Origin of the sequence: Streptomyces sp. NBC_00829, from assembly GCF_045161795.1 — a bacterium.
Lineage (GTDB): Bacteria > Actinomycetota > Actinomycetes > Streptomycetales > Streptomycetaceae > Streptomyces.
Window position 1 is genome coordinate 5,789,242 of sequence record NZ_CP108867.1, and the last position, 25,066, is coordinate 5,814,307.

General features: G+C 70.6%; 24 protein-coding genes and 2 pseudogenes. 10 read left to right on the forward strand and 16 right to left on the reverse strand.

All coding sequences use genetic code 11. The annotated features are described in order from the left end of the window. Nucleotides 1–313: 313 nt before the first annotated feature. Nucleotides 314–577, reverse strand: coding sequence for a hypothetical protein (locus OG293_RS25655; RefSeq protein ID WP_406001130.1), 264 nt, complete (start codon nt 575–577; stop codon nt 314–316). Nucleotides 578–771: 194 nt separating this feature from the next. Continuing rightward, a complete protein-coding gene (locus tag OG293_RS25660) occupies nt 772–2,388 on the reverse strand; it encodes an MFS transporter (RefSeq protein WP_406001131.1) in 1,617 nt (538 codons plus the stop codon). A 254-nt stretch (nt 2,389–2,642) separates the two neighbouring features. On the opposite strand from OG293_RS25660, the gene OG293_RS25665 reads away from it, so the two are divergent. Together OG293_RS25665 and OG293_RS25670 are read left to right on the forward strand one after the other, a co-directional pair. After that, on the forward strand, nt 2,643–3,032 hold the full coding sequence (locus OG293_RS25665; protein ID WP_406001132.1) for a TraR/DksA family transcriptional regulator: 390 nt from the start codon (nt 2,643–2,645) through the stop codon (nt 3,030–3,032). A gap of 368 nt (nt 3,033–3,400) precedes the next feature. Then, entirely contained in the window at nt 3,401–3,646 is a 246-nt protein-coding gene (locus OG293_RS25670; protein ID WP_406001133.1) for a hypothetical protein, read from the forward strand. Between the two features lie 34 nt (nt 3,647–3,680). On the opposite strand, the pseudogene OG293_RS25675 reads toward OG293_RS25670, so the two are convergent. The 4 genes and pseudogenes from OG293_RS25675 to OG293_RS25690 all read right to left on the reverse strand — a co-directional run. Then, nucleotides 3,681–3,828, reverse strand: a pseudogene (locus tag OG293_RS25675) (SUMF1/EgtB/PvdO family nonheme iron enzyme); the annotation flags it as partial. Nucleotides 3,829–3,849: 21 nt separating this feature from the next. Next, a complete protein-coding gene (locus tag OG293_RS25680) occupies nt 3,850–4,101 on the reverse strand; it encodes a hypothetical protein (protein WP_406001134.1) in 252 nt (83 codons plus the stop codon). A 279-nt stretch (nt 4,102–4,380) separates the two neighbouring features. After that, complete coding sequence (locus OG293_RS25685) at nt 4,381–5,256, reverse strand: glycosyltransferase family 2 protein (RefSeq protein WP_406001135.1); 876 nt, start codon at nt 5,254–5,256, stop codon at nt 4,381–4,383. Between the two features lie 51 nt (nt 5,257–5,307). Then, nucleotides 5,308–5,919 (reverse strand): TetR/AcrR family transcriptional regulator, encoded by a 612-nt coding sequence (locus OG293_RS25690; protein ID WP_406001136.1) that lies wholly within the window; start codon nt 5,917–5,919, stop codon nt 5,308–5,310. Nucleotides 5,920–6,122: 203 nt separating this feature from the next. Here OG293_RS25690 and OG293_RS25695 point away from each other — a divergent pair, with 203 nt between their 5' ends. Genes OG293_RS25695 through OG293_RS25705 form a run of 3 tightly spaced genes read left to right on the forward strand, consistent with a single transcriptional unit; the run spans nt 6,123 to nt 7,304 of the window. Then, entirely contained in the window at nt 6,123–6,818 is a 696-nt protein-coding gene (locus OG293_RS25695; protein WP_406001137.1) for a class I SAM-dependent methyltransferase, read from the forward strand. A gap of 17 nt (nt 6,819–6,835) precedes the next feature. Further along, complete coding sequence (locus OG293_RS25700) at nt 6,836–7,036, forward strand: hypothetical protein (RefSeq protein WP_406001138.1); 201 nt, start codon at nt 6,836–6,838, stop codon at nt 7,034–7,036. Nucleotides 7,037–7,040: 4 nt separating this feature from the next. Next, a complete protein-coding gene (locus tag OG293_RS25705) occupies nt 7,041–7,304 on the forward strand; it encodes a DUF2277 domain-containing protein (RefSeq protein ID WP_406001139.1) in 264 nt (87 codons plus the stop codon). Here OG293_RS25705 and OG293_RS25710 read toward each other — a convergent pair. From OG293_RS25710 to OG293_RS25730, 5 genes are all read right to left on the reverse strand, one after another. Beyond that, nucleotides 7,258–7,920 (reverse strand): DedA family protein, encoded by a 663-nt coding sequence (locus OG293_RS25710; RefSeq protein ID WP_406001140.1) that lies wholly within the window; start codon nt 7,918–7,920, stop codon nt 7,258–7,260. The genes OG293_RS25705 and OG293_RS25710 overlap by 47 nt on opposite strands. A gap of 320 nt (nt 7,921–8,240) precedes the next feature. Beyond that, a complete protein-coding gene (locus tag OG293_RS25715) occupies nt 8,241–8,708 on the reverse strand; it encodes a DoxX family protein (RefSeq protein WP_406001141.1) in 468 nt (155 codons plus the stop codon). 58 nt (nt 8,709–8,766) lie between these two features. Then, nucleotides 8,767–10,836, reverse strand: coding sequence for an FAD/NAD(P)-binding protein (locus tag OG293_RS25720; protein WP_406001142.1), 2,070 nt, complete (start codon nt 10,834–10,836; stop codon nt 8,767–8,769). 152 nt (nt 10,837–10,988) lie between these two features. Continuing rightward, a complete protein-coding gene (locus OG293_RS25725; protein WP_406001143.1) occupies nt 10,989–12,650 on the reverse strand; it encodes an alkaline phosphatase D family protein in 1,662 nt (553 codons plus the stop codon). A 93-nt stretch (nt 12,651–12,743) separates the two neighbouring features. Further along, complete coding sequence (locus OG293_RS25730; protein WP_406001144.1) at nt 12,744–13,397, reverse strand: HNH endonuclease family protein; 654 nt, start codon at nt 13,395–13,397, stop codon at nt 12,744–12,746. 166 nt (nt 13,398–13,563) lie between these two features. Between OG293_RS25730 and OG293_RS25735 the strand changes: the two genes are divergently transcribed. Continuing rightward, nucleotides 13,564–14,304 (forward strand): ABC transporter permease, encoded by a 741-nt coding sequence (locus tag OG293_RS25735; RefSeq protein ID WP_406001145.1) that lies wholly within the window; start codon nt 13,564–13,566, stop codon nt 14,302–14,304. Between the two features lie 235 nt (nt 14,305–14,539). Then, nucleotides 14,540–15,124, forward strand: coding sequence for a TMEM165/GDT1 family protein (locus OG293_RS25740; RefSeq protein ID WP_406001146.1), 585 nt, complete (start codon nt 14,540–14,542; stop codon nt 15,122–15,124). A 181-nt stretch (nt 15,125–15,305) separates the two neighbouring features. Here OG293_RS25740 and OG293_RS25745 read toward each other — a convergent pair whose 3' ends face one another. Both OG293_RS25745 and OG293_RS25750 read right to left on the reverse strand, forming a co-directional pair. After that, nucleotides 15,306–15,965 carry an HAD-IA family hydrolase gene (locus OG293_RS25745; protein ID WP_406001147.1) on the reverse strand — a complete coding sequence of 220 codons (660 nt, stop codon included), beginning with the start codon at nt 15,963–15,965 and terminating at the stop codon, nt 15,306–15,308. A gap of 251 nt (nt 15,966–16,216) precedes the next feature. After that, entirely contained in the window at nt 16,217–17,164 is a 948-nt protein-coding gene (locus OG293_RS25750) for a peptidoglycan-binding protein (protein WP_406001148.1), read from the reverse strand. A 181-nt stretch (nt 17,165–17,345) separates the two neighbouring features. On the opposite strand from OG293_RS25750, the gene OG293_RS25755 reads away from it, so the two are divergent. Next, nucleotides 17,346–19,397 carry a DHA2 family efflux MFS transporter permease subunit gene (locus tag OG293_RS25755; protein WP_406001149.1) on the forward strand — a complete coding sequence of 684 codons (2,052 nt, stop codon included), beginning with the start codon at nt 17,346–17,348 and terminating at the stop codon, nt 19,395–19,397. A gap of 20 nt (nt 19,398–19,417) precedes the next feature. Here OG293_RS25755 and OG293_RS25760 read toward each other — a convergent pair. Further along, nucleotides 19,418–19,884, reverse strand: a pseudogene (locus tag OG293_RS25760) (GNAT family N-acetyltransferase). 19 nt (nt 19,885–19,903) lie between these two features. After that, nucleotides 19,904–20,602 (reverse strand): TetR/AcrR family transcriptional regulator, encoded by a 699-nt coding sequence (locus tag OG293_RS25765; RefSeq protein WP_406001150.1) that lies wholly within the window; start codon nt 20,600–20,602, stop codon nt 19,904–19,906. A 248-nt stretch (nt 20,603–20,850) separates the two neighbouring features. Between OG293_RS25765 and OG293_RS25770 the strand changes: the two genes are divergently transcribed. After that, the gene (locus OG293_RS25770) at nt 20,851–22,401 is read left to right on the forward strand and encodes an MFS transporter (RefSeq protein WP_406001151.1); all 1,551 of its coding nucleotides are present in this window, start codon (nt 20,851–20,853) and stop codon (nt 22,399–22,401) included. A gap of 230 nt (nt 22,402–22,631) precedes the next feature. Here the strand turns inward: OG293_RS25770 and OG293_RS25775 are convergent, their stop codons facing one another. Beyond that, on the reverse strand, nt 22,632–22,955 hold the full coding sequence (locus tag OG293_RS25775; RefSeq protein WP_406001152.1) for a hypothetical protein: 324 nt from the start codon (nt 22,953–22,955) through the stop codon (nt 22,632–22,634). A gap of 793 nt (nt 22,956–23,748) precedes the next feature. On the opposite strand from OG293_RS25775, the gene OG293_RS25780 reads away from it, so the two are divergent. After that, nucleotides 23,749–24,945: a S8 family peptidase gene (locus OG293_RS25780; RefSeq protein WP_406001153.1), complete on the forward strand. Its 1,197-nt coding sequence runs from the start codon at nt 23,749–23,751 to the stop codon at nt 24,943–24,945. Nucleotides 24,946–25,066: the final 121 nt, after the last annotated feature.

Genomic DNA, 25,066 nt, shown 5'->3' on the forward strand with positions numbered 1-25,066 from the left:
GCCCACCGTTCCCTGGCAGGGAGCTGAGGGAGTACACGCGCGACCGGTTCACCCACCTGAAGAGCGAGCAGGCGAGGCTGCTGGGGCGCCGACGCGGGCGCCCAAACCGTCGACGCTGAAGCGGAGCAGGCGGAGCCGTGCCACATCAGGCGGTCGATCACGGTCAACGGCAGTTCGCCGCAGCCGCGTTGGCGCCGCGAGACCGGCGAACGCGGGGCCTGGGCCGCTGCCGCGACCGGACACTAACGAGGCGCTACCGGCAGGCCTCGCCGCTGGTCGGCCGGCCCCAGGTGGGTCAACACGCCACCTGCGTCTACGTGTCGTCCCTCGGGATGAGCATCACCCTGACGCCGCCCGCGGTCGACGACCACGTCACTCCACGCTCCACGGCCTCACGCCCCGCGTCGAGCATCCTGGTCTGCATGTCGGACGCGGACGTCCGCAGCGCCTGCCAGGACTCCAACGAGTCGAAGGCGCGCCGCGAATTCTCCACACTGCCCATCAGGGCATGCGTGGCCGCCACCACGTCGTCCACTCGTTGGCTCGCCGTGCCGACGTCCTCGAGCGACCACGACATCCACAAGCCCACACCTCACTGTCCCGCTCCTTGCCCGTGTGTGCCAATGCGAAGCTCACCCGTGAGACGGGCGCGACCAGGCCGCCCCAACAAGCGGTGGTCACAAGCCACCACCCATGGCCGCTTCCGGCGCGCACGCGGACCGGCCGGACCTTCTTGATCCGCTGTCCGACCTCCGTCCGACGGGAGAGGCCCTAGCGGGGTGTCGAGCGGGACTGCGTCGTCGGGATCCGCTGGGTGAAGAACAGTGCGACGAGCGCGGCCAACGCGAGGATGCCGAGCGCTGCGCGCAGACCGTCCAACCTCGCTTCGGCGTTCGCGTCGAGCGCCGCCTGCGTCACCTCCGAGTTCGCGCCCGCCTTGTCGAGGGAGTCGCTCAGCTGCGCGTCCGAGACGAACGGCACGCCGGCCGCCAGTTCGACGCTCGCCCGGCTCTTGACCTCTTCCGGGATCGCCGGGCTCTGCTCGATATTGGACACGAACGACGCCGTCAGTACGCCGATCATGACCGAACCGGCAAGGGCGGTGCCGATCGAGGCGCCGAGATTGTTGACGGCGTTCTGGACGCCGCCGACCTCGGCGCTCTGCTCGTCCGGAACGGCGGACACGGTGACCGCCCCGAGCTGGGACGCGAGCGCTCCCATGCCGAGCCCGATCAGCAGGAGAGGGATGGTGACGATTTCCGCTCCCGCATCGGTGTCCAGCGCGACCAGCAGGACGATCGCGCCGACGAACATCGACACGATGCCGATACGCACCACGCGCCGCGGCGAGACGTCCGGGAAGAGACGCGGGATCAGGACCGCGGCCGCGAGCAGCGTGAGCGAGAGCGGCAGCAGGCGCGCGCCCGTCTTGAGCGCCGACAGACCCAGCGCGACGGACAGATAGAGCGGTACGACGAAGAACACGCCCATCTGCACGAGGTACTGGAAGAAGAACATCGTCAGACCGCCGGTGAGCTGCTGGTTCCGCAACAACTCAGGCTCCAGGAGCGGCTCCTTGTGGTGCGCCACGAGACGGGCTTCCCAGCGGAGGAAGAGCCAGACCAGGAGCAGCCCGACCAGTATCAGCCACCCCGTCGGCGAGAGCCCGGCCCAGGACGGTGCGTCGGGCTTGGGGAGGAACCAGCCCCATTCGTCCGAGCGGAGCACACCGTAGACGAACAGGCCGAGCCCGAGAGCGGAGAGGGCGGCGCCGACGAGGTCGACGGGCCGGCGTTCGCCGATGGGTGTGTCGGCGACGCGACGTGCGAGAACCACGATGGCCAGCACCACGACGACTTCACCGGCGAACACCCAGCGCCAGGAGAAGAACGTGGTGGCGACGCCTCCGATGAGCGGGCCGATCGCGATCGCCACAGCCCCCGCGGCCGCGACGAGGCCGTAGGCGGCCGGACGGCGTTCCGTCACGAAGTTACTGGCCACCAGGGCCACGATCGCGGGCATGATCAGCGCGGCCCCGACCCCTTCGAGGAAGGACCAGCCGACCAGAAGCACGGTCAGATTCGGGGCGAGTGCTGTCGTCAGGGACCCGGAGCCGTAGACGAGGCAGCCGATCATGAACGCCCGCTTGCGGCCGATGAGCGCGCCGACCTTGCCGCCGGGGATCATGAGCATCGCCATCACGAGCGTATAGGCCGTGATGGCGCCCTGGATCCCGGTCACCGTCGTGTCCAGGTCCTTCGCCACGGTTGCGATCGAGACGTTCATGACAGAGCTGTCGAGCGCCATCAGGAACTGCCCGGATGCCAGCGTCAGGAGCACGAGATTCGCCGGTGCGTCCTTCGCGGGAGTGGCCGCGCGCGCTGTCATGGGCGCATGCTCCCAGGGGGCCGGGTGCACCGTTCACCGACCCGCCCGGTGATCAGCCGGTTGGCGGCCTGTCTCGGGACGTATCAGCCCGTCCTGAGCCGACCGGAGTGGTTCCCACGGCCGATTCGGGCGGAGTGGTTCCCATGGCCGATCCGGGTGGTCCGCGGCGCCGGGGCCCCTGCCTTCCGGCCGTGGCCAAGCATCGGGCCGCGGCGCTTGGAATGCGGCCCCGGGCGCTGATGTTGTGGTGACTGATGAGTGATTCGTACGATGACGGCGCTTTCACCCAGCTCGGGCGTGAGTCGGTCCGTGATCGGCTGTCGTCCGAGCGTGCGGACACGCTTGCGCAGATAGCGGCGTTGAGCCGTGAATTCGACGCGATCGTCGAGGCGAATGCGCTGGTGGCGATCGACGACGAGCACGATCCGGAAGGGTCGAGCACCGCCTTCGAACGGGCCCATGTCGCGGCCCTGCTGGCACAGGCGCGCGCCCATCTGGCCGATCTTGACGAGGCGTTCGAGCGGCTGGAGCGAGGCGACTACGGGCGCTGCGAGGGGTGCGGCGAGCCGATCCCGGTGGAACGTCTGGAGGTTCGGCCGGTGGCGAGTACCTGCGTGCGCTGTGCCGGGACTCGCCCCCGCTGAAAGGGCGGCCGGGCGTGGGGCGCACTCGATGTCGCCGGTTCGAAACCGCCTTGCTCCGGTGCGGTACCCGGGCGAACGGACTGTGCCGGACCTTCCGGGAGCTCTGGTGCCAGGTCCCCCTGCCTCCCCCCCCCCCGCACTCATCCGATGCGCAGGCGTCTCACGCATGGCACGCGTGAGATCGGGGCACACCGTCGCCGCGGCGATCACCGGACGGACATCGGTCCGGGAGATCGGCGCAGTACGAGGCGAACCCGCAGGTCAGCCAGTATGCAAGCAGGTCTCGCCGCACCCGGCGGCGCTCGGCACGGTGAGGCCGTTCGTGCTGCGTACACCGGGAACACCCGGGCGGGGAGGACACTGAAGGCATGGCCCTACCCAAAACGCATTACTGCTCGGCCTGCTCGGACGCTTCCGCTCCCGAGGAGGTCCTTCACGAGGACCTCGTGGTCGGGGCACCACTGTCCATGGAGGACCTCACCGAGGCGCAGCGCCTCGACCGGTTCGCCCTCAAGTACGCGCACGACGGTTGCCGGGTGAGGGAGGTCCGGCGGGTTCCGCACCACGGCCTGAGCGGCTACGCATGGTCCGTCCGATTCGTGGAGAATTCCTGACGAGGCGCTGTCGGGTGGCTCAGGGACGCTCGGCCGTACCGGCACGGCACGCGTGCTCCCACTCCGCCTCGGTCGGAAGCCGGCCCCCGGACGGTGACCTGTGCGTACTGGGATTGAGTGACCGCGAAGGCTCCCAACCGGTACGGCGCAAGCTCGGCCGACCAGCTCCGCTGCGTTCGCCGGCCTCGTGGTGCGGTGTCGGTCTACCGGAGGCGGTTCCTGGCGTTTCCGCCGTTCCTGCCGTTCCCGGGGAAGTCCGTGTCCGCTTTCGCCGGTGGCAGCGGGTGGTGGCCCTCCGAGTGGTCGTTGACCCAGCCACACACCCCACAGGCGTACCGGCCGTCCAGGCCGGCGACGCCGGTGCCGCAATGGCGGCACTCCGACTCCGTGATCTCCGGGGCGATGACGATCTCGGGATCGGGCAGGGGGGCCAGGTTCCGTGGCCAGTTGTTCATGGCCGGACGGTACCGCCAAATGGATGATTTATGGCCACCGGCATGGCCTTTTCCGCTGACCTTGGAGGATCGGCCTGCCGAGCTGAGAGACGGCTCGACTCCGGGGTCGCGCTGGGCGGGCCCGCCGCCCGCGTGACCGTCCGTCCCAGCCGGGCTCACCGTGGGGGAGCGACCGCCTCAGTCAGTGGGTCTTCTGCGGCTTCCTGGCGCGGGTCGAGCCGGGCTTCCCGGAAGGGATTTGAGGCGTCCTGTTGTCTGCGACGGTTGGTTCCCTGTCAGTCAGATGATCGGTGGCCGGCCAAGGCGGGTCATGCGCCAAACCGTGCGCCACTTCATCGGCCGACGCGGGGCGCAATCAACTCGCATTCCCTCGACGAACCCGGCTGCCCAGGCCTTGAGCCCGGAAGCGGAGCGGATGCGCACCAAGTTGAGCAGAGCCCACGTTCCCAGGTATGCGGGGATCAAAGGGAAGGGCAGTCGGCGCCGTGCCAGCCAGACTCGATTCCGGGCGGTGTATCGGTAGTACACGGCATGCCGGGCCGGAGAGGTCCTGGGGTGCTGGAGGACAAGCTCGGGTTCGTAGAGGATCTTCCAGCCGGCGTCCAGAGCGCGCCACGCGAGATCCGTCTCCTCGTGTCCGAAGAAGAACTGAGCGGGCCAGTCGCCGATCTCTTTGAGCATGGGCATGGAGAAGGCGTGGCCGCCACCGAGAAAGGCGGTCACCGGCCCGCGGTGCATCGGATCGTCGGCACGCAGCCGGGGCACCCAGCGCCGCTCCGTGTGTCCGTGCTCGTCAGCGACCCGGAATCCGACGATCCCGAGTCCGGGGTCCGTCGCGAACAGCTGCTGCACCCTGTGGAACACGTCGTCGGCGATGAGCAGCCCGTCGTCGTCCAGTTCGATGACCACATCGACCTCGCCCGACTCGCGCAGGACCTTCAGGCCGGCATTGCGGCCTCCGGGGCAGCCCAGGTTCTCCTCAAGCGGGATCTTGGTCGCTTCGGACGGCACATCGGTGAGCGGGGTCGCGTTGCCCACCAGTACCACTCGCGCCGCGGTCACATCCTGCTTCTCGACCGAGTCGAGCAGAGCCTTCAGTTCCCGCGGGCGCGTGCCCATCGTCACGATGACAACGCCGATGCGTGGCAACGCCATAGCGGCACACTCCAGTGGTCGATGTGATGCAGAGCCGAACATCGGCCCTTGCTACGTGGCCGCTCGTGGCAGCGGTTCCCGCAGGACTCCGGCGATGACCGTGGTCACGACCTCGTGGACGGATCCAGCCTCCGGCGGGGTGCTCCTCCGGTCGGCGAACAGCAGGTGCCCCGCCCCGATCAGGGTGGGAGCGAGGGTGTCGACGGCGGCATCCGCCGCGACGCGGCCCAGTTCGCGCTCCGCGGCGAGGTAGGAGGCGATCATGGCCGTGGCTTCCGTGAGGAGCGGGACGCCGGTCGGTCTGGCCTGGCGCAGCCGGGCGCGCAGTTCGTCCCGGGAGGTGACGAGGCCCACGATGGCCACGGCAACCGACTCGAACAAGTCCGTCAGTGCGCCGGTCAGGTTGTCGGCGACCGTACCGGTCCCGGCGGCGTTGCGCAGGGAGGCGGCCTGGTCGTCGATCCGGGTGATGCGGTCCAGCACGAGCTCGGCGAGGAAGGCGTCGAAGTCGGCGAAGTGCCGGTGCAGGACACCCTTGGCGCAGCCCGCTTCCGTGGTGACCGCCCGGCTGCTCAGTGCGCTCGGCCCGTCCCGGAGCAGGACCCGCTCGGCGGCGTCGAACAGCTGCTTGCGCGCGTCACGCATGGCTACGCCCGTCGGCATCGTGCTCCTTCTCCTGCCTTCGCTATGCCCGGCCCGATTGACGAGTGGGCGAACGCCCATTCATAGTGGGCGTATGCCCACTATACCTCCGGGGCGAGTGCGTCCTCCCGAGCGCGAGGCCCCATCAAGCCCGAGAGCCGGCAGAGTCGTTCGGCTCGGATCCCGCACGCTACGACCGGGCCCGCCCTCGCTATCCCGACGCCATGGTGGACCGGATCGCCGCCGCCGCCCCAGGGCCCTGTGTTGTCGACGTCGGCATCGGTACCGGCATCGCGGCCCGGCAGTTCCAGGCGGCCGGCTGCAAGGTGCTCGGGGTCGAGGTCGACGCGCGGATGGCCGACTGGGCGCGACAGCGCGGGCTCCAGGTCGAGGTGGCGGAGTTCGAAGCCTGGGACCCCGCCGGCCGAACATTCGATGCGGTCGTCTCCGGGCAGAGCTGGCACTGGGTGGACCCGGTCGCGGGAGCGGCAAAGGCGGCCGAGGCGCTGCGGCCCGGTGGCCGGCTGGCCGCGTTCTGGAACGTCGACCGGCCGCCGCCCGAAGTGGCGGATGCCTTCTCCGCCGTCTACCGCCGGCTGATGCCCGACTCTCTCGCCGCCCGCCGGTGGGCGACCGGCTCGGACGGGTACGCGGCGCTGTGCACCAGGGCGGCCGACGGGATACGGGAGGCGGGCACGTTCGGTGATCCGGAGCAGTGGTGCTTCGACTGGGAGCGGCCCTACACCCGGGACGAGTGGCTGGACCAACTGCCCACGACCGGCGCCCACACCCGGCTCCCGCCGGCGAGGGCGGCCGAGCTGCTGGCGGGCATCGGGGCCGCCGTCGACGCGTTGGGGGGCGGTTTCACCATGCGCTACACCGCGGTGGTGGTCACCGCGGCACGAGCCTGCGCCGCCTGACCGGGCGACGGGAGCCGTTGGCCCCGGCCGGGTCACCCTTCCCGCTCGGCGCTCTGACGGACATCGACACCGAGCGTCTGGGGCGCATCGCCGAGCGGTACGACGCGACACCCGCACAGATCAAACTCGCCTGGCTGCTGACGGTGTCGCCGACGGTGCCGGCGATACCCGGCGGGACGATCGCGGGGGCGCGCTGTCGGACCCACGAGGCACACTGAAGACATGTGCCGCAGTATCAAGACTCTCCGCCCGCCCGTCCTCCCCGAAGAGGCCACCGAGGACGACATCCGAGCCGCCGCCCTGCAGTACGTACGCAAGGTGTCCGGCTTCCGTGCTCCGGCCGCGCACAATCGCGAAGTCTTCGAGCAGGCCGTCGACGAGATAGCGGAGGCGACCCGCGCGCTGCTCGAAGGGATCGAGGTGCGCGGGTCCGGAGGTGCTAAGCGGCCGGTTCGGGAGCCGGCGTCTGTATCGGGCGCCGCATGACGTAGGCAGCGAGCGCGCCGCCGAGGAAGAGCGCGAACACGGACACGGCGGCGGCGACCCAGCTCGCCCCCAGCCACTGGCCGCCGAAGTAGCCGAGCCCCACGCTGTAGCCCGCCCATGCGACCCCTGCCAGGGCTGACCAGGGAAGGAACTCCTTCACCTTGCGGTGGGCGGCGCCCGCGCCGAGGGAGACGGCCGAGCGGCCCGCCGGGGCGAAGCGCGCGATGACGACCAGGGCTCCGCCGCCGCGGCTCAGTGCGGTGCCAAGACGTTCCTGCGCGCCGGTCAGCCTGCGGGAGCGGGCGATCGCGCGGTCGAAGCGGTCACCGCCGCGCCAGGCCAGCCGGTAGGCGACGAGGTCGCCGAGTACGGAAGCGGTGGCCGCGCACAGGACCAGAACCAGCAGCGACGGCACCTCGTGGGGGACCTGTCCGGGCGCGGTCTCGACGGAGCCGGTGGCCGTCGCCGTGGTCGATCCCGCTGCGGCCGCGGTTGCGGCCGTGATCACCAGGACGCCGCTCGGCAGCACTGGCAGGAAGACGTCGAGGAGTACGGAAAGGGCCACCACGGCGTAGATCCATGGGCTGCCGGTCAGCGACCCCACGCTCTCAAACACCTGAACTCCCCGGTTTGTGACAACGCCGCGACGTCGCAGGGGAGCGGCAGGGGCGGCAGTACAGCTGTACAGCGTACGCCTGGGGTTTACCTTGAGATCGCCAGGGGGACCGATGTTGTGATCGTCGTGTCCCGGGCAAATCGGAAGGCCCGGATCCGTGCGGAAGGGGATCCGGGCGCTCCGGGTGGCCGCCGGGTCGGGGCTCCGGTGGTCGTGAGCCGGGTCCTGGGCGGTGTCGTGAGCCGGACGTGAGTCGGGCGGTCAACAGCCTCCCGGGACGGGGGTCGTGACCGGGGTAGCGGCCCCCGCCCGACCGCGGCTCAGGCGGTGACCGGTGAGGTCTGCTCCCTGTGCTCCTCGTTGGTCGCCCGGTTCCGGGCGCCGAACAGCCGGTCCAGCGCCAGCGCGCCCGGGCCGGTGAAGACCAGCAGCAGGAAGGCCCAGCAGAACATCGCGGCGCCTTCGCCGCTGTTCTGCAGGGGGAAGAGTCCGGTGGGCTGGTGGACATCGAAGTAGGCGTACGCCATCGAGCCGGAGGCTATGAACGACGCGCTGCGGGTGCCGAGTCCGACGAGCACCAGGGTGCCGCCGACCAGCTCGATCACCGCCGCGTACCAGCCGGGCCAGGTGCCGGCGGGGATGGTGCCGCCGTCGCCCGTGCCGCCGAGTACGCCGAAGAGCGAAGCGGCGCCGTGGCAGGCGAAGAGGAGGCCGACGACGATGCGGAACAGGCTGAGCGCGTACGGCTGCGCATGGTTCAGGCGGGTGGTGAGCGAGGGGTTGGCCATGGGGGGCTCCTTCGGTCTGGGGACGTGAACCGACGAGGGGGGCCCAGGCTAGGCGGACCTAATCAATACTTGCAAGTTCAACATTCAGTCGTCGGCTGATTTCCGCCCTGGATTCCGTTTCCGTGTCCGGTCTCCTCGCCCACGGGCCTCTCAGGGTACGTAGGGCCGCCCGGGCCACCGCGTCCGCGTCCGCGAGCGTCACCGAGTCGACGCCCGGCCTGGCCCCGGCGGCGGTAACCCAGTGCACACCCTCGGTGGGCACGCCGATGGCGAAACGACGGGGGTGCGCCCGGCCTTGACGGTTGATCAGACGGTAGGGGCGCTGGGTTACGTCCAGCCCTCCGGTTTCGTAACCGTCGATCGTGTGCGGCCGGCACTGGCCCGTCTTCAGCAGCCGCCCCAGTAACTCGTCGCAGGTCCGCCGGAGGTCGGGCTCCGGCAGCCGCGCCTCGATGAGCGTCGTCGCCGTGACGAGGGATCCGGGGACGACGGGCGACTCGGCGGTGAAGGCCCCGTCCGCGGCCCCCATTCTGGTGCGCGGTCCGACCACGTCCAGGACGCCAGCCTCGATCAGCGCCGTCATCTCCTCGATCCTGCGGCGCGGCGGGCCGATGGACAGGAAGGCGTTCAACGGGGTGTACCAGCGGTCGAGATGGTCACGGCGCGAGGTGCCGGACAATCCGGCATGGTCGACGATCAGACGCAGTTCGTTGCGCAGATCGCGCAGGACGTCCAGCGCGGCCTTCAGCGGCCCGGCGACATTGCCGAGTGCGGCCTGTGCCGCGTCGCGGCGCAGGTGCGCGAGGAGCCAGGCGCGGTGCTCGCCGGGGGAGCCGAAGCTCTCGCCGTCGTACGGGCGCGAAATGCGCGCCCAGGACCAGCGGTCCGCCGGGGCGATCCCGAAGTCGTCGAGGACCGTGGCCTCGTCGGGGCTCCCGTGCGGGGCGTCGAGATAGCGGGTCCGTAAGCCCGGGGGCGCGCTGCCGCCGGGGCCCGCGAGCAACGTCTCGTAGTGGACCGTCTCCACCTCTTTGGCGAGCAGCGGCCATATCTCGGTCAGGAACTCCGGTGGATCGCCCTCGTCCGCCCGCTTGCGGAAGACGCCGATCACCTCCGGGGTGAGCAGAATGGGGTCGTGCCGTCCGGACGCGCCCTTGGCGTTGTCGCCGCGCGCCTGGTATGGGACGCCGCGCCGTGAGCCGGCGTACAGACGCGGCTCCCGCCCGGAGGGGCGGTAGGTGAGCGTGCCCTCCTCGTCGTGGACGAACGCTCCGCCGCGGCCCGTCGTCAACAGGGCCATGTGGTCGAAGAAGTTGAGGCCGAGGCCGCGCAGCAGGACCGGCTCCCCCGGGGTGACGCCGGAGAGGTCGACGTCGGCGGGGTTGGCGGGCGGGTAGTGGCGCAGGTGGGGACGGCGGGACGCGTACTCGGCGAGATGTGCCGTGGTCTGGCGGCAGACGGCGGGCAGATGGCCCTGTGCGAGGACCACCGCGCACAGGCCGGTGAGCGTGGTGCCGTCGTCCAAGGTGAGAGTCTGCGTCGGTACGGTCACCGGCGTGCCCGCCCCGGCGTCGGGCGCGGCCGTGGCGGCAGTGGCTCCGGCGGCGGGCACTCCGGCGGCGGCCTCCAAGGCCCCCTCGCGGCGGTGGAAGTCCCGGTCGTCGTCGAGCCGCACCGCCCGCGCCCGGTGGACCCGTACGGTCACCGTGTCCGGCGCGCCGCCCACCGCCCGCAGGAACGCCCACTCCAGATAGCGCCCGTAACACGCCCTCGTCGGATAGTCGTCGGGGCCGAGCCGCTCGTCGGTGTGCGAGGCGGCCCACTCGTACAGGCTCGGGCCCGGACGTATCGGGCCCTCGCAGGCGACGCTGTCATCCGTGAACACGGTGACCTGCGAGGCCACCGTGTTCATCAGCAGCTCGCGGGGCTGGTCCGTACGCCAGACGCGCCCCGGCCCCGGCGGCGACGGGTCGACGAGATGGAACGTCACCGGTGTTCCCGGGGCGAGCTCGGGTACCGACGCGCAGAGCCTTTCGAGTACGGAGGTGCCGCGTGGGCCCGCGCCGACGACCGCGATGGCGCGGGAGCGGGGGACTTGTGCTGATCGCACATCACGGACGTCGGACAAAGCAGGAACTCCCGGGGCATGCGGGGTGCTTGGAAGTGGAGTGTCCGGCTCATCATGCCGGGGGGAGAGGGCCTGAGCCGAACCCTGGGGTGAGGATCACCGTCCGTTGTGGTGCCGCCAGTCGTCGGCGGTCAGCCGTCAGCCGTCGGCCGTCAGTCGTCGGCCGTCAGCTCCCGCTCGTCCGCGGTCACCAGCACCGCGGCCTTTCCCGCGGGTCCCACCGCCCGCGCCTGGTCGAGCCGGAGCGCGGACGAGCGCCCGCGCAGCGTCAGGGTCATCAGATGGTTGCCGAACCAGGGACCGCCCGTGCGCCGCCAGTCCACCGGCGGCCTCCCCGTCCGGCCGTGCCGCGCGAAGGCATGGCCGAGCCGTCTGCCCGTCCGGCTCCAGCCGAAGCGGAAACCGAACTGTATCGAGCGGGGGATGGAGTTGTGCATGGGCGAGCAGGTCAGTTGCAGCACCTGGGCGTCCGGCGCCGCGTCCGGCCACTCGGGCTCGGCGAGGTACGCGTGGTGCACATCCCCGGACAGCACGCAGACCGTAGCCGGGGCGCCTGGCCCGCTGCCGGCCTCCGCGATCAGCCGGGTCAGCTTCTCGAAGGAGTCGGGGAAGGCGGCCCAGTGCTCCAGGTCCGCCCGTCTGCGCAGATTCTCGCCGAACCGGGCCCATCGCTCGCCGCGCTCGCCCCTGCACAGCGCCGCGTTCCAGCTCTCCGCGTCATGGATCAGCGGCGGGAGCAGCCAGGGCAGGGACGTGCCGATCAGGAGATGGTCGTACGTCCCCCGCCCGTCCAGCGCCTGCTCGCGCAGCCAGCGGGCCTCGTCCGCGTCCAGCATCGAACGGTTCTGCTCGTCCAGGACCCGGGCCGCGCGGGTGTCCACCATCAGCAGCCGGGTCCGGCCGAAGTCGCGGCGGTAGCTCCAGCGCACACAGGCCGGATCCGCGTCGGCCTCCGCGGCGAAGCTCCTGAGCCGGTCGGTCCCGTCGGGGGCGGCGCGCACCGCCGCGTACAGCTCGTCCGACTCCAGCTCGGCGGGCGAGAGATTGCCCAGGTGCTGGTAGACCCAGTACGACATCAGGCCGCTGAGGATCCGCTCCTGCCACCACGCCGTCGCGCGCATCCCCGCCAGCCAGGAGGCGCTGGTGTTCCAGTCGTCGATCACATCGTGATCGTCGAAGATCATGCAGCTCGGGACCGTGGAGAGCAGCCAGCGCACCTCTGGGTCGCTCCACGACTCGTCGTAGAGCCGGGTGTACTCCTCGTAGTCCGCGACCTCGGCGCCGGGCGGCTCGGAGATGTCGCGCCGGGCCGCGAGCCAGGCCCTGGTCTCCTTGGACGTCGCGTCCGCGTACACCTGGTCGCCCAGCAGGAGCAGCACATCGGGGCGTGCGGCGGAGGGCTCGGCCGCCAGGCGGAGGGCGAGGGTGTCGAGCGCGTCCGGCCCCACGGGGTCGTGCCCGTCGGCGGGCGCGGCCGACCAGCGGCAGGAGCCGAAGGAGACGGTGACGCCGTCGGAGGGGACATCGGGCGTGCTGATCGTGCTCGGCGGGAAGGGGGAGTTCTCGGGCGGCCAGACCCGGCGGTCGTCGAGCAGCACCTCGTACGCCGTCGCCGTGCCCGGCGTCAGGCCGGTGACCGGCACCAGGGCGTAGTGGTGGCCGGCGATCTGGAAGGTGCGCGAGGTGCCCTGCGCTCCGTCCTCGCATCGCACCTCGGCGGTGCATGGCCGGTCGGCCTCGACCCAGATCGTCGCGCTCCCGCCGCCGTCCCAGTCGACGTACCGCAGCAGTGGTCCAAGGCGCAGTCCCGCCATGTGTGCCCTCCTCCGTCGCCCCGTACGGTACGGGGCGACGGAGGAGGGCGGCCAGCGTCGGTACCGGATCGCGTCCGGAACGCAATCGCCTGGTCAGCAGCCGTTCAGGATGCCCTGGAGCGCGCTCTTCTCGGCGGAGTCCACCTTCAGGTTGTAGTAGTACTTCACGTTCACCCACATACGGGCGTACATGCAGCGGTACGAGGTGCGCGACGGCAGCCACTCCGCGGGGTCCTTGTCGCCCTTGGCCTGGTTGACGTTGTCGGTGACGGCGATCAGCTGCGGACGGGTGAGGTCGTTGGCGAAGGCCTGCCGCCGGGCGGTGGTCCAGCCGCTCGCGCCGGACTTCCACGCCTCGGAGAGCGGCACCATGTGGTCGATGTCCACGTCGGCGGCGGCCGTCCAGGTGGCGCCTTCGTACTCGGAGAACCAACTGCCGCTGACGGCCGCACAGCTGGAGTCCTGGACGACGTTCGTGCCGTCACGCTTGAGGACGACCTCACGGGTGTTGCAGGTGCCCGACTGGGTGATCCAGTGCGGGAACTTGTCGCGGCTGTAACCGGTGGAGGACCCCTCGGCCGCCACGGTCAACTGGCCGAGATACGTACGGGCGGTGGCGGCGCTGACCGGGGTGGGCGGGGAGGCCTGTGCGGCGGGTGCGGTGGCGAGCAGTCCGGTCGTGGCGAGAGCGGAGGTTGCGGCGAGTACGGCTATTCGGCGGAAACGACGCGCGTAGACACCAGGCATGCGAACTCCTTTGACGTGGGGGGAGCTTGGCCGTTCGGGCGTGGCCATGCTTGCGGCGCAAGGTTTCCTCGTGGGGTGCGCCAGGTAACAGCGTGGCGACATGAGCACGTCAGATCAAGGGTTCTGACGCTCCGGCACATGGCCTGTTCCGGCATAGGGTTGGCGGGTGCTGCTGACGGTCAATGTCACGTTCGGGGTCGTACTGGCCGTACTCCTGGCCGTGGCGGCGACGGTGGCCGCCGTCGCCCACCTGGGCCGGGCGCGCGAAATCGCCGTCGCGGGCGTGCGCGCGGCCGTTCAACTTGCCGCCGTTTCCCTGGTGATCCGCTGGGTCGTCCACTCCCTGCCGCTGCTGCTCGCCTTTCTGCTGCTGATGTACGCGGTCGCCGTGCGGACCGCGGGGCGGCGCATCACCGCGAACGGCACCTGGTGGTGGGCCTGGCTGCCGATCGCCGCGGGCGTCCTGCCCGTTGTCTCGGCCCTGCTGCTCACCGGACTCGTGCCGCTCAAGGGCATCGCGCTGATCCCGGTCACCGGGATCCTCATCGGCGGCGCGCTCACCGCGACCGTGCTGGGCGGGCGGCGCGCCCTGGACGAGCTGGGTCTGCGGCACGGAGAGGTCGAAGCCGGGATGGCGCTCGGGCTGCTCGACCGCGACGCACGTCTCGAGGTGGCGCGCGACGCGGCGTCCGACGCACTGCTGCCGGGGCTCGACCAGACCAGGACCGTGGGGCTCGTCACACTTCCTGGCGCGTTCGTCGGCATGCTGCTCGGCGGGGCGTCACCGCTGCTCGCGGGGGCCGTTCAGCTGTTTGTGCTGGTCGCGCTGATGGCGGTGCAGGCCGTGGCGGTGTCGCTCGTGCTGGAGCTGGTGGCCCGGGGGCGGCTGTACCGGGATCCGGCCTGAGCGGGCCGGTGCCGTACCCTGAACGGAGCAGAAGGGGAGTAGCTCTTCGCCGGAACGTCGACATACTGCCGGGCCTCGTGCCCGGCCGGCGCCCGGAGGCGGCCTCGGTGAGGCCCGTCAGCGAGACCTTCGGCCGCAGTGTTCATGTGTATTCATGGCGCTGCCGTGCCGAAGCGACCCCTGAAACGCTCAGGACTCTCGGCAGGGCCGCGCCCGACCGATTGAGGAACCACCCGTGATCAGCTTCACCGTCATGGCGGTCACCTTCGGCGTCGTCTTCCTCGCCGAACTGCCCGACAAGACCGCGCTCGCCGGTCTGATGCTCGGCACCCGCTATCGCGCCTCGTATGTCTTCGTGGGCGTCGCCGCCGCCTTCGCCGTGCATGTCGCGCTCGCCATCGCGGCGGGCAGCGTACTGACCCTGCTGCCGCACCGGCTGGTGCAGGCGGTGGTCGGCCTGCTCTTCCTGGCGGGCGCGCTGATGCTGCTGCTGAAGAAGGACGACGGCGACGAGGAGCACATCAAGGCACCGGCGGACCAGTCCTTCTGGAAGGTCTCCGGGGCGGGATTCATGCTGATCCTGGTGGCGGAGTTCGGTGATCTGACCCAGATCATGACCGCGAACCTCGCGGCGCGGTACGACAACCCGGTGTCGGTCGGCGTCGGCGCGGTGCTGGCGCTGTGGGCGGTGGCGGCCATCGGGATCCTGGGCGGGCGGACGCTGATGAAGTACGTGCCGCTGCGGCTGATCACACGGGTGGCGGCATGCCTGATGCTGGGGCTCGCGGGGTTCAGCCTGTTGGAGGCGCTGGCGGGGTGACGGGTCCCGTCCGGGGGCGTGGGGGACCTTCGACAGGCCCGATGTCCGGCCGACGATTCAGGTGTGGCCCCGGGCGCGGTCAGGTCTCTCCGGCGGCTGGGGCGCTGGTCGGGCCGGAGCCCCGAGCCCCGGGTCGGGGCCTCACCCCCAAGCCTCGTCGGCGTCCGAGGAGCGGTCCCGGCTAGGCGCGGGACCAGAGGCGGATCGTGCCGTCCGGCAGCGTCTCCACCCCGAGCGCCGTCAGGTCCTGGACGTGAACGTCCGGCGACAGGGAGAGTGCGCGCGGCCCGACGCCCACCACCCGCATCCCCGCAGCCCGCGCCGCCTCGATGCCCGCCTGCGAGTCCTCGAAGACCACGCAGTCCTCGGCGGCGAAGCCCAGTTCCGCCGCGCCCTTGAGGAAGCCCTCCGGGTCAGGCTTGCTCGCGCCGACGCATTCGGCGGTGACCCGGATCTCCGGCATCGGGAGCCGGGCCGCGGTCATCCGGGCCTGGGCGAGGGCCTCGTCCGCCGAGGTGACCAGGGCGTGCGGGAACGCGGCGATCGCGGACAGGAAGGCCGGGGCACCGGCGATGGGGACCACGCCCTCGGTGTCCGCCGTCTCCCGGGCGAGCATCACGCGGTTGTCGGCGTGATTCTGCTCCATCGGCCGGTCCGGCAGCAGGGCCGCCATCGTGGCGTACCCCTGACGGCCGTGGACGACCTTGAGTGCTTCGTCCGGGTCCAGGCCGTGTTCGCCTGCCCAGTGGCGCCAGCAGCGCTCCACCACCGCGTCCGAGTTGACGAGGGTGCCGTCCATGTCGAGCAGGAGGGCGCGGGCGGTCAGGTCGGTTGCCGGCATCGGCGTGCTCCAGGGCGGGGGAGAAGAGAACAAGCGGCTCCGCCCGCCGGTCAGGGAATACGGGCGGAACCACTTTGTTCCTTGAATATACAAAATGGGGAGCCCGCCGTCCACCCGACGTCGTCCGGACGGGAGGAATCAGCGGGGAGGGCTAGCGCCGGGCCAGGGTTCTTTCATGTCTCCCCGCCCGCTCTCCACGTCCGCTCTCCCCGTCCGCCGCCGTCGCGAATGCCGTGGCCCAGCGGGAGAACTCAGCGCTTGTCCGTCTCGGACTCCAGTGCCCGTCGCGTCATGGGGCCGTACACGCCCTCCGCGTCGCCCTCGACATCCCGGTCCCACTGATAGAGGCGTACCGCGTCCTCGACGCCCTGGCCGTACTGTCCGTCGGCCGGGCCGGAGTACACCAGCGCCTGGCCCAGACGTTTCTGCAGCTCCACCACCTGGGGCCCGCTGTCTCCGCGCCGCAGGGTGGCGGGGGCCGAGGGGGGCGGCGGAGGCTCGGACACCGTGCCCGTGGCCCGGGTCGTGGAGGGCGGGGGTGTCGACGGTTGCGCCGACGGTTTCCCCGACGGGCCTGGACCTGCCGCGCCGGAGTGTGACGGGGACGGCGTGCGGGACGCGGGCGCGGACGCGGACGCCGAGACGGGAAGGGACGCGGCCCTGGTCGCGGAGGAGGACGACGGGGCGGCCGGACCGGTGTTCACGGTCGATACGGCCGACGTGCCCGACTCCGGATCGGGCAGCGTCCGGTCAACCTCGTCGCCCCCGGAGAACAGTCCGCCGGCGAACACCGCGGTCGCGGCCACCGCCGCCCCCACCGTCAGTCCGGCCGACAGCCGCCGTCGGCGCGACTGGGGCGGTTCGGCGGGTCCGGCGAGTTCGGCCGGTTCGTGCCGCGTCGGTGGCCGGGCCGTTCCCTCGGGTCCCGGCCGGGGAGATCCGGTGGCCGGAGGCGGAGCGGGTCCTGCCCGTAAGCCGGCAAGGTCCGCCGTGTCCGGCTCGTCCCCGCCGTCGTCGATCCCCCGCAAGGTCACGTACGGCCGAATGCGCAGCGGATCGAAATCCTCCGCCGCTGCGATCTGCGCGTCCCGCTCCGTCCGTACCGCCTCGGCTGCCCGCTCCGCACAGTCGCAGCCGTGCCCGGCCGTGCCGCCTGTGCCCCGCGGCGTACCGCAGCCGGGACACCTCATTCCGGTCATCACCGGTTCCCCTCCCCTTGAGCCCCTCGGGCTGCCGGTGATTATCCAGCGGCCCGAGGGGATGCCCAACGGGTCCGGCCGGGCGCGTCGCACGTTCCGCAGGCCAGAACAGGCCACACCCACCACGATGGGGAGGACAGCGGTGAGGTGAACGGCCGGAGGGGCGAAGAGGAGATTCGGCATGGCTCAGCAAGTGAGCACCGAGGCCGTGAGCCCGGTCCCCGGCGAAGGCCAGAGCCGGCGGGGGGTCATGGCCGCCATCGGCGCACTCCTGCTCGGACTGCTGCTCGCCGCCCTCGACCAGACGATCGTCTCGACCGCGCTGCCCACCATCGTCAGCGAACTCGGCGGCATGGACCACCTGTCGTGGGTGGTCACCGCGTACATGCTGGCCTCGACCGCGGCCACCCCCCTGTGGGGCAAGCTCGGCGACCAGTACGGCCGCAAGAAGCTCTTCCAGGCCGCCATCGTCATCTTCCTCATCGGCTCCGCGCTGTGCGGTGTCGCCCAGAACATGCCGCAGCTCATCGGCTTCCGCGCGCTCCAGGGCCTGGGCGGCGGCGGCCTGATGGTGCTGTCCATGGCGATCGTCGGCGACATCGTCGCTCCGCGCGAACGCGGGAAGTACCAGGGCCTGTTCGGCGGAGTCTTCGGCGCGACCAGTGTGCTCGGCCCGCTGCTCGGCGGCTTCTTCACCCAACACCTCAGCTGGCGCTGGGTCTTCTACGTCAACCTCCCCGTCGGCGTTGTCGCCCTCCTCGTCATCGCCGCCGTGCTGCACATCCCGGTCCGCAGGGCCCGGCCCACCATCGACTACCTCGGCACCCTGCTCATCGCCTCCGTCGCGACCTGTCTGGTGCTTGTCGCCTCGCTCGGCGGCACCACCTGGGCCTGGGGCTCACCGCAGATCATCTCCATCGCCGTCCTCGGGGCCGTCCTCGTGGCCGTGTTCGTACGGGTCGAGGGGCGCGCGGCCGAACCGGTGCTGCCGCTGGCGCTCTTCCGGATCCGCACCTTCTCGCTCGTCGCGGTCATCAGCTTCATCGTCGGGTTCGCGATGTTCGGCGTGATGACCTATCTGCCGACCTTCCTCCAGGTGGTCCACGGCGTCACACCGACCATGTCCGGTGTGCACATGCTGCCGATGGTGCTCGGCCTGCTGACCACCTCCAACCTGTCGGGGCAGATCGTCAGCCGCACCGGGCGCTGGAAGGTCTTCCCCATCGTGGGCAGCGCCATCACGGTCTTCGGCCTGCTGCTGCTCCACCAGCTCGACGCGTCCAGCTCCACCTGGGAGATGAGCGCCTGCTTCTTCGTCTTCGGCTCCGGTCTGGGCCTGGTCATGCAAGTGCTGGTGCTGGTCGTCCAGAACGCCGTCCGTTACGAGGATCTGGGCGTCGCCACCTCGGGCGCGACCTTCTTCCGCTCCATCGGGGCGTCCTTCGGTGTGGCGATCTTCGGCACGATCTTCACCAACCGGCTGGAGAACAATCTGGCCGACGCGCTCTCCACACAGACGGTGCCCTCCGGGGTCGGCCCCGCCCAGCTGGCCGCCGACCCGCGCGCGATCGCCGAACTGCCGGCCTCGCTGCGCCCGACGGTGCTCCAGGCGTACGCCTCCTCCATCACGGACGTTTTCCTCTACGCCGTGCCCGTGGTGCTCGTCGCCTTCGTCGTCTCGTGGTTCCTCAGGGAGGACAAACTGCGCGGCTCGGTCACCGCGCCCGACCCCACCGAGACCCTCGCCTCCAACCCGGTGCTGCGCTCCTCCCACGAGGAGGTGGCACGTGCGCTGTCGGTACTGGGCTCGCGCGAGGGCCGGCGCCGGATCTACGAGAAGATCACCGCGAAGGCGGGGTACGACCTGCTGCCCGCGGCCGGCTGGCTGGTGCTGCGCATCCGCCGCCACGGCACGGTGGAGCCCGCCCTGCTCGCCGACACCACGCCCGTGCCGCTGCGGGCCATCACCGAGGCGGCACGCCAGGTGGAGGAGCGGGGGCTGGCCCGCCGCGAGGGTCTGCAGCTGATCCTGACCGACGCGGGTGTGGAGACGGCCGTACGGCTGGCGAAGGCCCGTGAGGAGTCACTCTCGGAGCTGCTCGGCGACTGGTGGGGCCCGGACCGGCCGACCGATCTCGTGCAGCTGGTCGAGGAGCTGAACGCGGAGCTGTGCGGGTCCGACGCGGAGCGGCCGTACAGCCCGGATCCACCGGGGGACCATCGCGCGCCCTGAACCGCCCGGCACTGCGGTTCCTACAGGTCCTTGCCGTACCAGACCTCCATGTACGGGCCCGTGCAGTACGCCGGGATCGCGGCGTAGCCGTGCCGGACGTACAGAGTGCGTGCCTCGATGAGGTCGAGCCGGGTGTTGAGCACCATCCGCCGGGCGCCGAGCGCGCGGGCCTCGTCCTCCAGGGCCGCCGGCAACAGCGAGGCCCCTTCCTGCCGCGGAACGCGGGCCGCAGATAGACCCGCGTCAGCTCGGCGCGCCCGGAGTCGAGCAGGAGCACTCCACCGCAGGCCGCGGCCTTGCCGCCGTACCGTCCGACGACGAACTGGCCGGTGGGCGAGGCGAGTTGTTCGGCGCCGTCACCGGTGAGGCCCTGATCGATCTCCTCGGAGTTCGCGGGCCGCTTCCAGGAGCGGCTCGCGAACTCGTCGACTCGGACGGCCGGTCCGTGCTGGACTTCGGCTCGTACGCCGTCGCCTGAGCGCGCCACCACCTGACAGGAGGCGCGGTCAGCCGGTCAGCAGTGCCTGCGCGCCGTCGAGCGAGCGCTCGACGGTGAAGGTGAAGAACGCCAGATCCTCCGCGGCGAGGTCGGCCGGGTCGTCGCTTCTGCCGGCGGCCTGAGCGCCCGCCGCCGCGAGTCCCGGGCGTGTGGTGTCCGCGGCGAACGCGGCCATCGCACGCCCCATTTCCGCGCGTGCCGCCGGGAAGTAGCTGTCCCGGTCGTCCTCCACGGCCACCAGCATGAACGCGCTGTTGAGCAGATAGCGGTAGATCTGTGTGGAGCGCTCGCCGAATCCGGCGCGCTGGAGGACCCTGATTCCCTGGTCGATGGTGGGCAGCGCGGCCGGCACGTTCGGGCCGACCAGGACGAGCCTGCGCGCCACGCCCGGGAACTGCCGCAGGACGGCCCGGCCTTCCAGCATCAGCGCGCTGAACCAGTCGCGCCACGACGCGTCCGGGTCGGGCACCGGAATCCGGGCGATCACCCGGTCGGTGACGGCCATGACGACGGCCTCCCGGTCCCCGACGTGATGGGCCACCACGCCCGGCCAGACATCCAGCTTGGTGGAGATCTGCCGGATCGACCAGCCGTCGAGTCCGCGCTGCGCGGTCAGTTCGACCGCGGCATCGATGATCTTGTCCGCCGTGATGGGCGGCAGGCCCGCCGAGGCTCGTGAACGGCGGCGTGGCGCTGACCCAGACATGACTAAAAACCTAACGCTGAGGGGGTGTGACCGAAGCGACTTGACGCCCGGCGACCCGCAGGGCATAGAGTCAGCCTAACCTATTAGCCACTGTCTAAGAGGTGCCCGTACAGACCGCTCCTCATTGGTGCCGACCCACGCGGCACCGGTCGTCGCGCAGCCGTGAACAGCCCGGGCCGTCGGTCGTCCGGCCCGGTCGGCAGTCGCTTTTGTCCTTTTCCGTCTCGCATTCTGAGAGGCTCCGCGTTATGCGCAAATGGATGCCGCTGCTGGCGGTTTGCCTTGGCACCTTCATGCTCCTGATCGACGTGACCATCGTCAGCGTCGCCCTGCCCCAGATGACCGACTCCCTCGACGCGTCGTTCTCCGCCCTCCAGTGGGTGGTCGACGTCTATGTGCTGGTCCTCGCCGCACTGCTGATGGCGATCGGCTCGCTCTCCGACCTCAAGGGCGCCCGCCGGGTCTACCTCGCGGGCCTCACGATCTTCGCGCTCGCCTCGCTCGCCTGCGGCCTGGCGGGCTCCAGCGGCCAGCTCATCGCGGCCCGCGGTGTGCAGGGCCTCGGGGCGGCGGCGATGTTCGCCACCAACACCGCCCTGCTGGCCGCCAACTACCGTGGCCGTGACCGCGGTATCGCCTTCGGACTGTGGGGCGCGGTCAACGGCGCCGCCGCGGCGGCCGGGCCGATCCTGGGCGGGCTGCTCACCGAGCACCTCAACTGGCGGTGGATCTTCCTGGTCAACCTGCCGGTCGCGGCGCTCGCCCTGTACGTCGGCGCGAAGTACCTGGCCGGCTCGGCCATCAGGACCGACCGCCGTGTCGACCTCCCGGGCACCATCAGCTTCACCCTGGTGTCGACCCTGCTGATCTTCGCCCTGATCCGTGCGGGCGACGACGGCTGGGGCGCCACGAGCACCCTTTTGCTCTTCGGCGGTTCGGCGCTGGCGCTGGTGGTCTTCGTCCTGGTGGAGCGCGGCAGGCGGGACCCGATGCTGGACCTCGCCCTGCTGCGTACGCCGTCGTTCGGCGGTCTGATGGCCGGGGCCGTGGTGTTCAGCGCCGCCGCCTTCGCCAACCTGGTCTTCGTCTCGGTGTGGGCGCAGTCGGTGCTCGACCTCAGCCCCGTCAAGGCGGGTCTGATCCTCACTCCGCTCAGCGGAATGTCTTTCCTCGCCGCGGGTCTGGCAGGCCGGTTCCTGGCCAATGCCGCTCCGCAGTGGCCGATCGGCATCGGGCTGCTGCTGATCGGGGCGGGCACCCTGCTGGAGATGCTGCTCACCGGCGACTCGGGCTGGACGGCGCTGCTTCCCGGAATGATCGTGACCGGTGTCGGCGTCGGCATCGCCTCGCCGACCCTCGCGTCGGCCGCGCTGGCGGCGGCGCCGGCGAGCCGGGCGGGCATGGCGGGCGGAGCGGCGAACACCTTCCGCCAGCTCGGGTTCGCGGTGGGCATTCCCGTGGTGGGCGCCATTCTGGCGGGCGCGATCGGCAGGAGCCTGGACGACAGCGGGACATTCGCCGGGACCGAATCGGCGGCCGAACTCGTCACGGGCGGCCAGGCCCAGAACCTGATCGCGGGCGTTCCCGAGCAGGCGCGGGCAGCCGCGACCAGTGCGGTCGAGGACGCCTATGCCGCGGGTCTCGACCAGGTGTTCCTGATCAGCGGTCTGGCTGCGATCGCGGCGGCCGTGCTCGTCATGCTCGTGGTGCGCCGGTCTCCCGAACAGCCGGAGGCCGGGATGCCGGAGGGTCGCGGCTTCGAGGAGCCGACGGCCGAAAGCGCGGTCCGTACCGCTTAGCGCGTTTTTCCTGGGCCGGGCCGGATCGGTGAGCGGGGTCCGGTGCCGCGCAGGCCCTGGTTCGCGCGTGCCCGCCGGCCGCCCGGTCGGCGGGCACGCGCGAATGTGGTTGATTATTCGACCAGGTTGGCGAGGTGTCGCCGGGAATGTGGTTGATGGTTCGACCGGTGCTCGGTTCGCGGCAACTCTTTGTCGGCAGCCTGCGTATGTCGATGCGCCTGCCCTGCCGATTATCCAATTTGGAATGAGACGAAGTGGCCCGAAGGGCCGAGATCAGTGTAAGAACCGTCCGTCATATTGAGTGTGACCAGGTGAAGAATCCACGGCACGAGACCCTGGCCCGTATGGCCGAGGTCGTCGGGTACGAGGGTGCCGTCGTCCCGGAGCCCGAGTCCGCTGCCGTGGCGAAGTCCGAGCAGACCGGATTCCCTTACGAGATACGCGTGCTGGGGCCGCTGACCGTGCTGTTCACGGGGACGCCCGTGGCCATGCCGCTGAAGCAGCGTGCCCTGCTCGCGCTGCGTGCCGTGCAGCCGGACCAGACCGTCAGCCACGAAGAAATAGCCGATGCGCTCTGGAGCGGTTTTAAGCGCCGCCCGCCTACCAGAAACTGGTGCACACGAGTCGGACCGTCTGCTGATCATCGCCGACGCGGATCTGTCCAAGCCGGGCGCCGCCCGGCGGCCCGAGCCGGCGAGCGCGAGCATGATCCGCGCCTGCAGTGTGCGAGGTCGGCGAATTCGATGGCGACATCGATGTGCCGCTCAGGGCGAGGGCCAGCTTGATGATGCCTGCCGCGCCGGCCGCCGCCTTGGTGCGCCCGAACCGAGGAGAACAGCACCACATGGCGCAGGGACTCGGCGGGGAGCGTGGCGGTCACCGCGCGCAGCCCGGCGCCCTCGAAGGCTGGGCGTCGAGCCGAGCGAGGAGATCTGGCAGGCGCGCAACAGCATCCTGACGCACGACGGCCCCGAAGCTTCTTCGGCGGCAGGTACGGCATGGTCCCCCTCGGTCTCTCGTACCGCAGCAGATCGTGCAGCAGGCGCCCAAGTCGTCTCCTCTTGCTGGCCGGTGACCTCGACCTGCCTCCGTCTCCTCCTTTCTGAGCGGTGGCATCCCCGACAGGGACGATGGAAGTCCCTTGCAGGTAAAGGGGGTTGAGGGTGGCAGTCGGACATGTGCGCGTGTGGCTGTTTCAACCTTAAGAGACCCTTTCGGCTAAGTCACAGCTGCATGAGGGTCTTGATCTGGGCGCATCAATCGGTCAGGGTTTCGAGTCAGCCCCCGGAGTTCTTCCGTCCGTGGGGCGCAATCCCCCCACACCTGTTGACGAGGAGCTCCCTCTTCATGGCAACTCACAAGCGCGCGAGCAGAATCAAGCTGACCGCGGCGATAGCCGCTGTGGCAGCAGCCGCCGGAGTGACACTCACTACGTCGTTCGCCGGAGCGGCAACTCCGGCCGAGGGCACGGTGTACGGCATGAGCGCCGAAGGTGCCATCGACGGCAGCTTCATCGTGATGCTCGACCAGAAGGCCGATAAGAAGGACCTGGCTTCGGAGTACGGCGGCAAGCTCCAGCGCAATTACAACTCCGCCGTCAACGGCTTTTCCGCCAGCGGTCTTTCGGAGACCGAGGCCAAGCGCCTGGCTGCCGACCCGGCCGTCGCCAAGGTTGTCCAGAACAAGACGTTCTCCATCAGCGAGACCCAGGACGACCCGCCGTCGTGGGGTCTGGACCGCGTCGACCAGGCCGACACCGCGGGCGACAAGAAGTACACGTACCCCGACAGTGGCGGCGAGGGCGTGACGGCGTACGTGATCGACACCGGGGTCCGTATCTCCCACAAGGAGTTCGGCGGCCGTGCCTCGTACGGCTACGACGCCATCGACAACGACGACACCCCCGACGACGGCACGGGTCACGGCACCCATGTCGCCGGCACCATCGCCGGCAGCACGTACGGAGTCGCCAAGAAGGCGAAAATCGTCGCCGTCCGCGTCTTCGACGACAGCGGCCACGGCACCACCGAGCAGACCATCGCGGGCGTCGACTGGGTCACCAAGAACCACCAGGGCCCCTCCGTCGCCAACATGAGCCTCGAGGGCCCCGCCGACGAAGCGCTCGACGAGGCCATCCGCAAGGCGATCGCCTCCGGCGTCACCTTCGCGGTCGCGGCGGGCAACAAGTCCATCGACGCCAGCCAGCGCTCCCCGTCGCGCGTCAAGGAGGCCATCACCGTGGCGTCCTCCACCAAGGAGGACCAGCAGTCGGGCTTCTCCAACTTCGGCGCGTCCGTGGACATCTACGCGCCAGGGTCCAAGATCACCTCGGCGTCGAAGGACAGCGACGAGGGCACCAAGACCTACTCCGGTACCTCCATGGCGTCGCCGCATGTGGCCGGCGCCGCGGCGGTCTACCTCGGCGCCCACAAGGACGCCACCCCGGAAGAGGTTGCCAAGGCGCTGTGCGACGGCGCCACGCGCGACAAGATCACCAACCCCGGCGCGGGCACGCCCAACAAGCTGCTGAAGGTCGTCGAGTAACCGACCGGCACCATCGCTGAGCGGGCGGTCGCCGTGCCCTCCCCCACAGGGTGCGGCGACTTCCTTAAGGGACCCTTTCGGCTAAGTCACGGCTGCATGAGGGTCTTGATCTGGGTGCATC

Excerpts from the sequence above, each read along its gene's own strand:
- OG293_RS25755 (WP_406001149.1), top strand. The coding sequence starts at position 17,346 with ATGGCTCAGCAAGTGAGCACCGAGGCCGTGAGCCCGGTCCCCGGCGAA.
- OG293_RS25660 (WP_406001131.1), bottom strand. The coding sequence starts at position 2,388 with ATGACAGCGCGCGCGGCCACTCCCGCGAAGGACGCACCGGCGAATCTC.
- OG293_RS25745 (WP_406001147.1), bottom strand. The coding sequence starts at position 15,965 with ATGCCGGCAACCGACCTGACCGCCCGCGCCCTCCTGCTCGACATGGAC.
- OG293_RS25690 (WP_406001136.1), bottom strand. The coding sequence starts at position 5,919 with ATGCCGACGGGCGTAGCCATGCGTGACGCGCGCAAGCAGCTGTTCGAC.
- OG293_RS25780 (WP_406001153.1), top strand. The coding sequence starts at position 23,749 with ATGGCAACTCACAAGCGCGCGAGCAGAATCAAGCTGACCGCGGCGATA.
- OG293_RS25680 (WP_406001134.1), bottom strand. The coding sequence starts at position 4,101 with ATGAACAACTGGCCACGGAACCTGGCCCCCCTGCCCGATCCCGAGATC.
- OG293_RS25665 (WP_406001132.1), top strand. The coding sequence starts at position 2,643 with ATGAGTGATTCGTACGATGACGGCGCTTTCACCCAGCTCGGGCGTGAG.
- OG293_RS25765 (WP_406001150.1), bottom strand. The coding sequence starts at position 20,602 with ATGTCTGGGTCAGCGCCACGCCGCCGTTCACGAGCCTCGGCGGGCCTG.
- OG293_RS25730 (WP_406001144.1), bottom strand. The coding sequence starts at position 13,397 with ATGCCTGGTGTCTACGCGCGTCGTTTCCGCCGAATAGCCGTACTCGCC.
- OG293_RS25750 (WP_406001148.1), bottom strand. The coding sequence starts at position 17,164 with ATGACCGGAATGAGGTGTCCCGGCTGCGGTACGCCGCGGGGCACAGGC.
- OG293_RS25770 (WP_406001151.1), top strand. The coding sequence starts at position 20,851 with ATGCGCAAATGGATGCCGCTGCTGGCGGTTTGCCTTGGCACCTTCATG.
- OG293_RS25705 (WP_406001139.1), top strand. The coding sequence starts at position 7,041 with ATGTGCCGCAGTATCAAGACTCTCCGCCCGCCCGTCCTCCCCGAAGAG.
- OG293_RS25655 (WP_406001130.1), bottom strand. The coding sequence starts at position 577 with ATGTCGTGGTCGCTCGAGGACGTCGGCACGGCGAGCCAACGAGTGGAC.
- OG293_RS25685 (WP_406001135.1), bottom strand. The coding sequence starts at position 5,256 with ATGGCGTTGCCACGCATCGGCGTTGTCATCGTGACGATGGGCACGCGC.
- OG293_RS25725 (WP_406001143.1), bottom strand. The coding sequence starts at position 12,650 with ATGGCGGGACTGCGCCTTGGACCACTGCTGCGGTACGTCGACTGGGAC.
- OG293_RS25715 (WP_406001141.1), bottom strand. The coding sequence starts at position 8,708 with ATGGCCAACCCCTCGCTCACCACCCGCCTGAACCATGCGCAGCCGTAC.
- OG293_RS25670 (WP_406001133.1), top strand. The coding sequence starts at position 3,401 with ATGGCCCTACCCAAAACGCATTACTGCTCGGCCTGCTCGGACGCTTCC.
- OG293_RS25695 (WP_406001137.1), top strand. The coding sequence starts at position 6,123 with ATGGTGGACCGGATCGCCGCCGCCGCCCCAGGGCCCTGTGTTGTCGAC.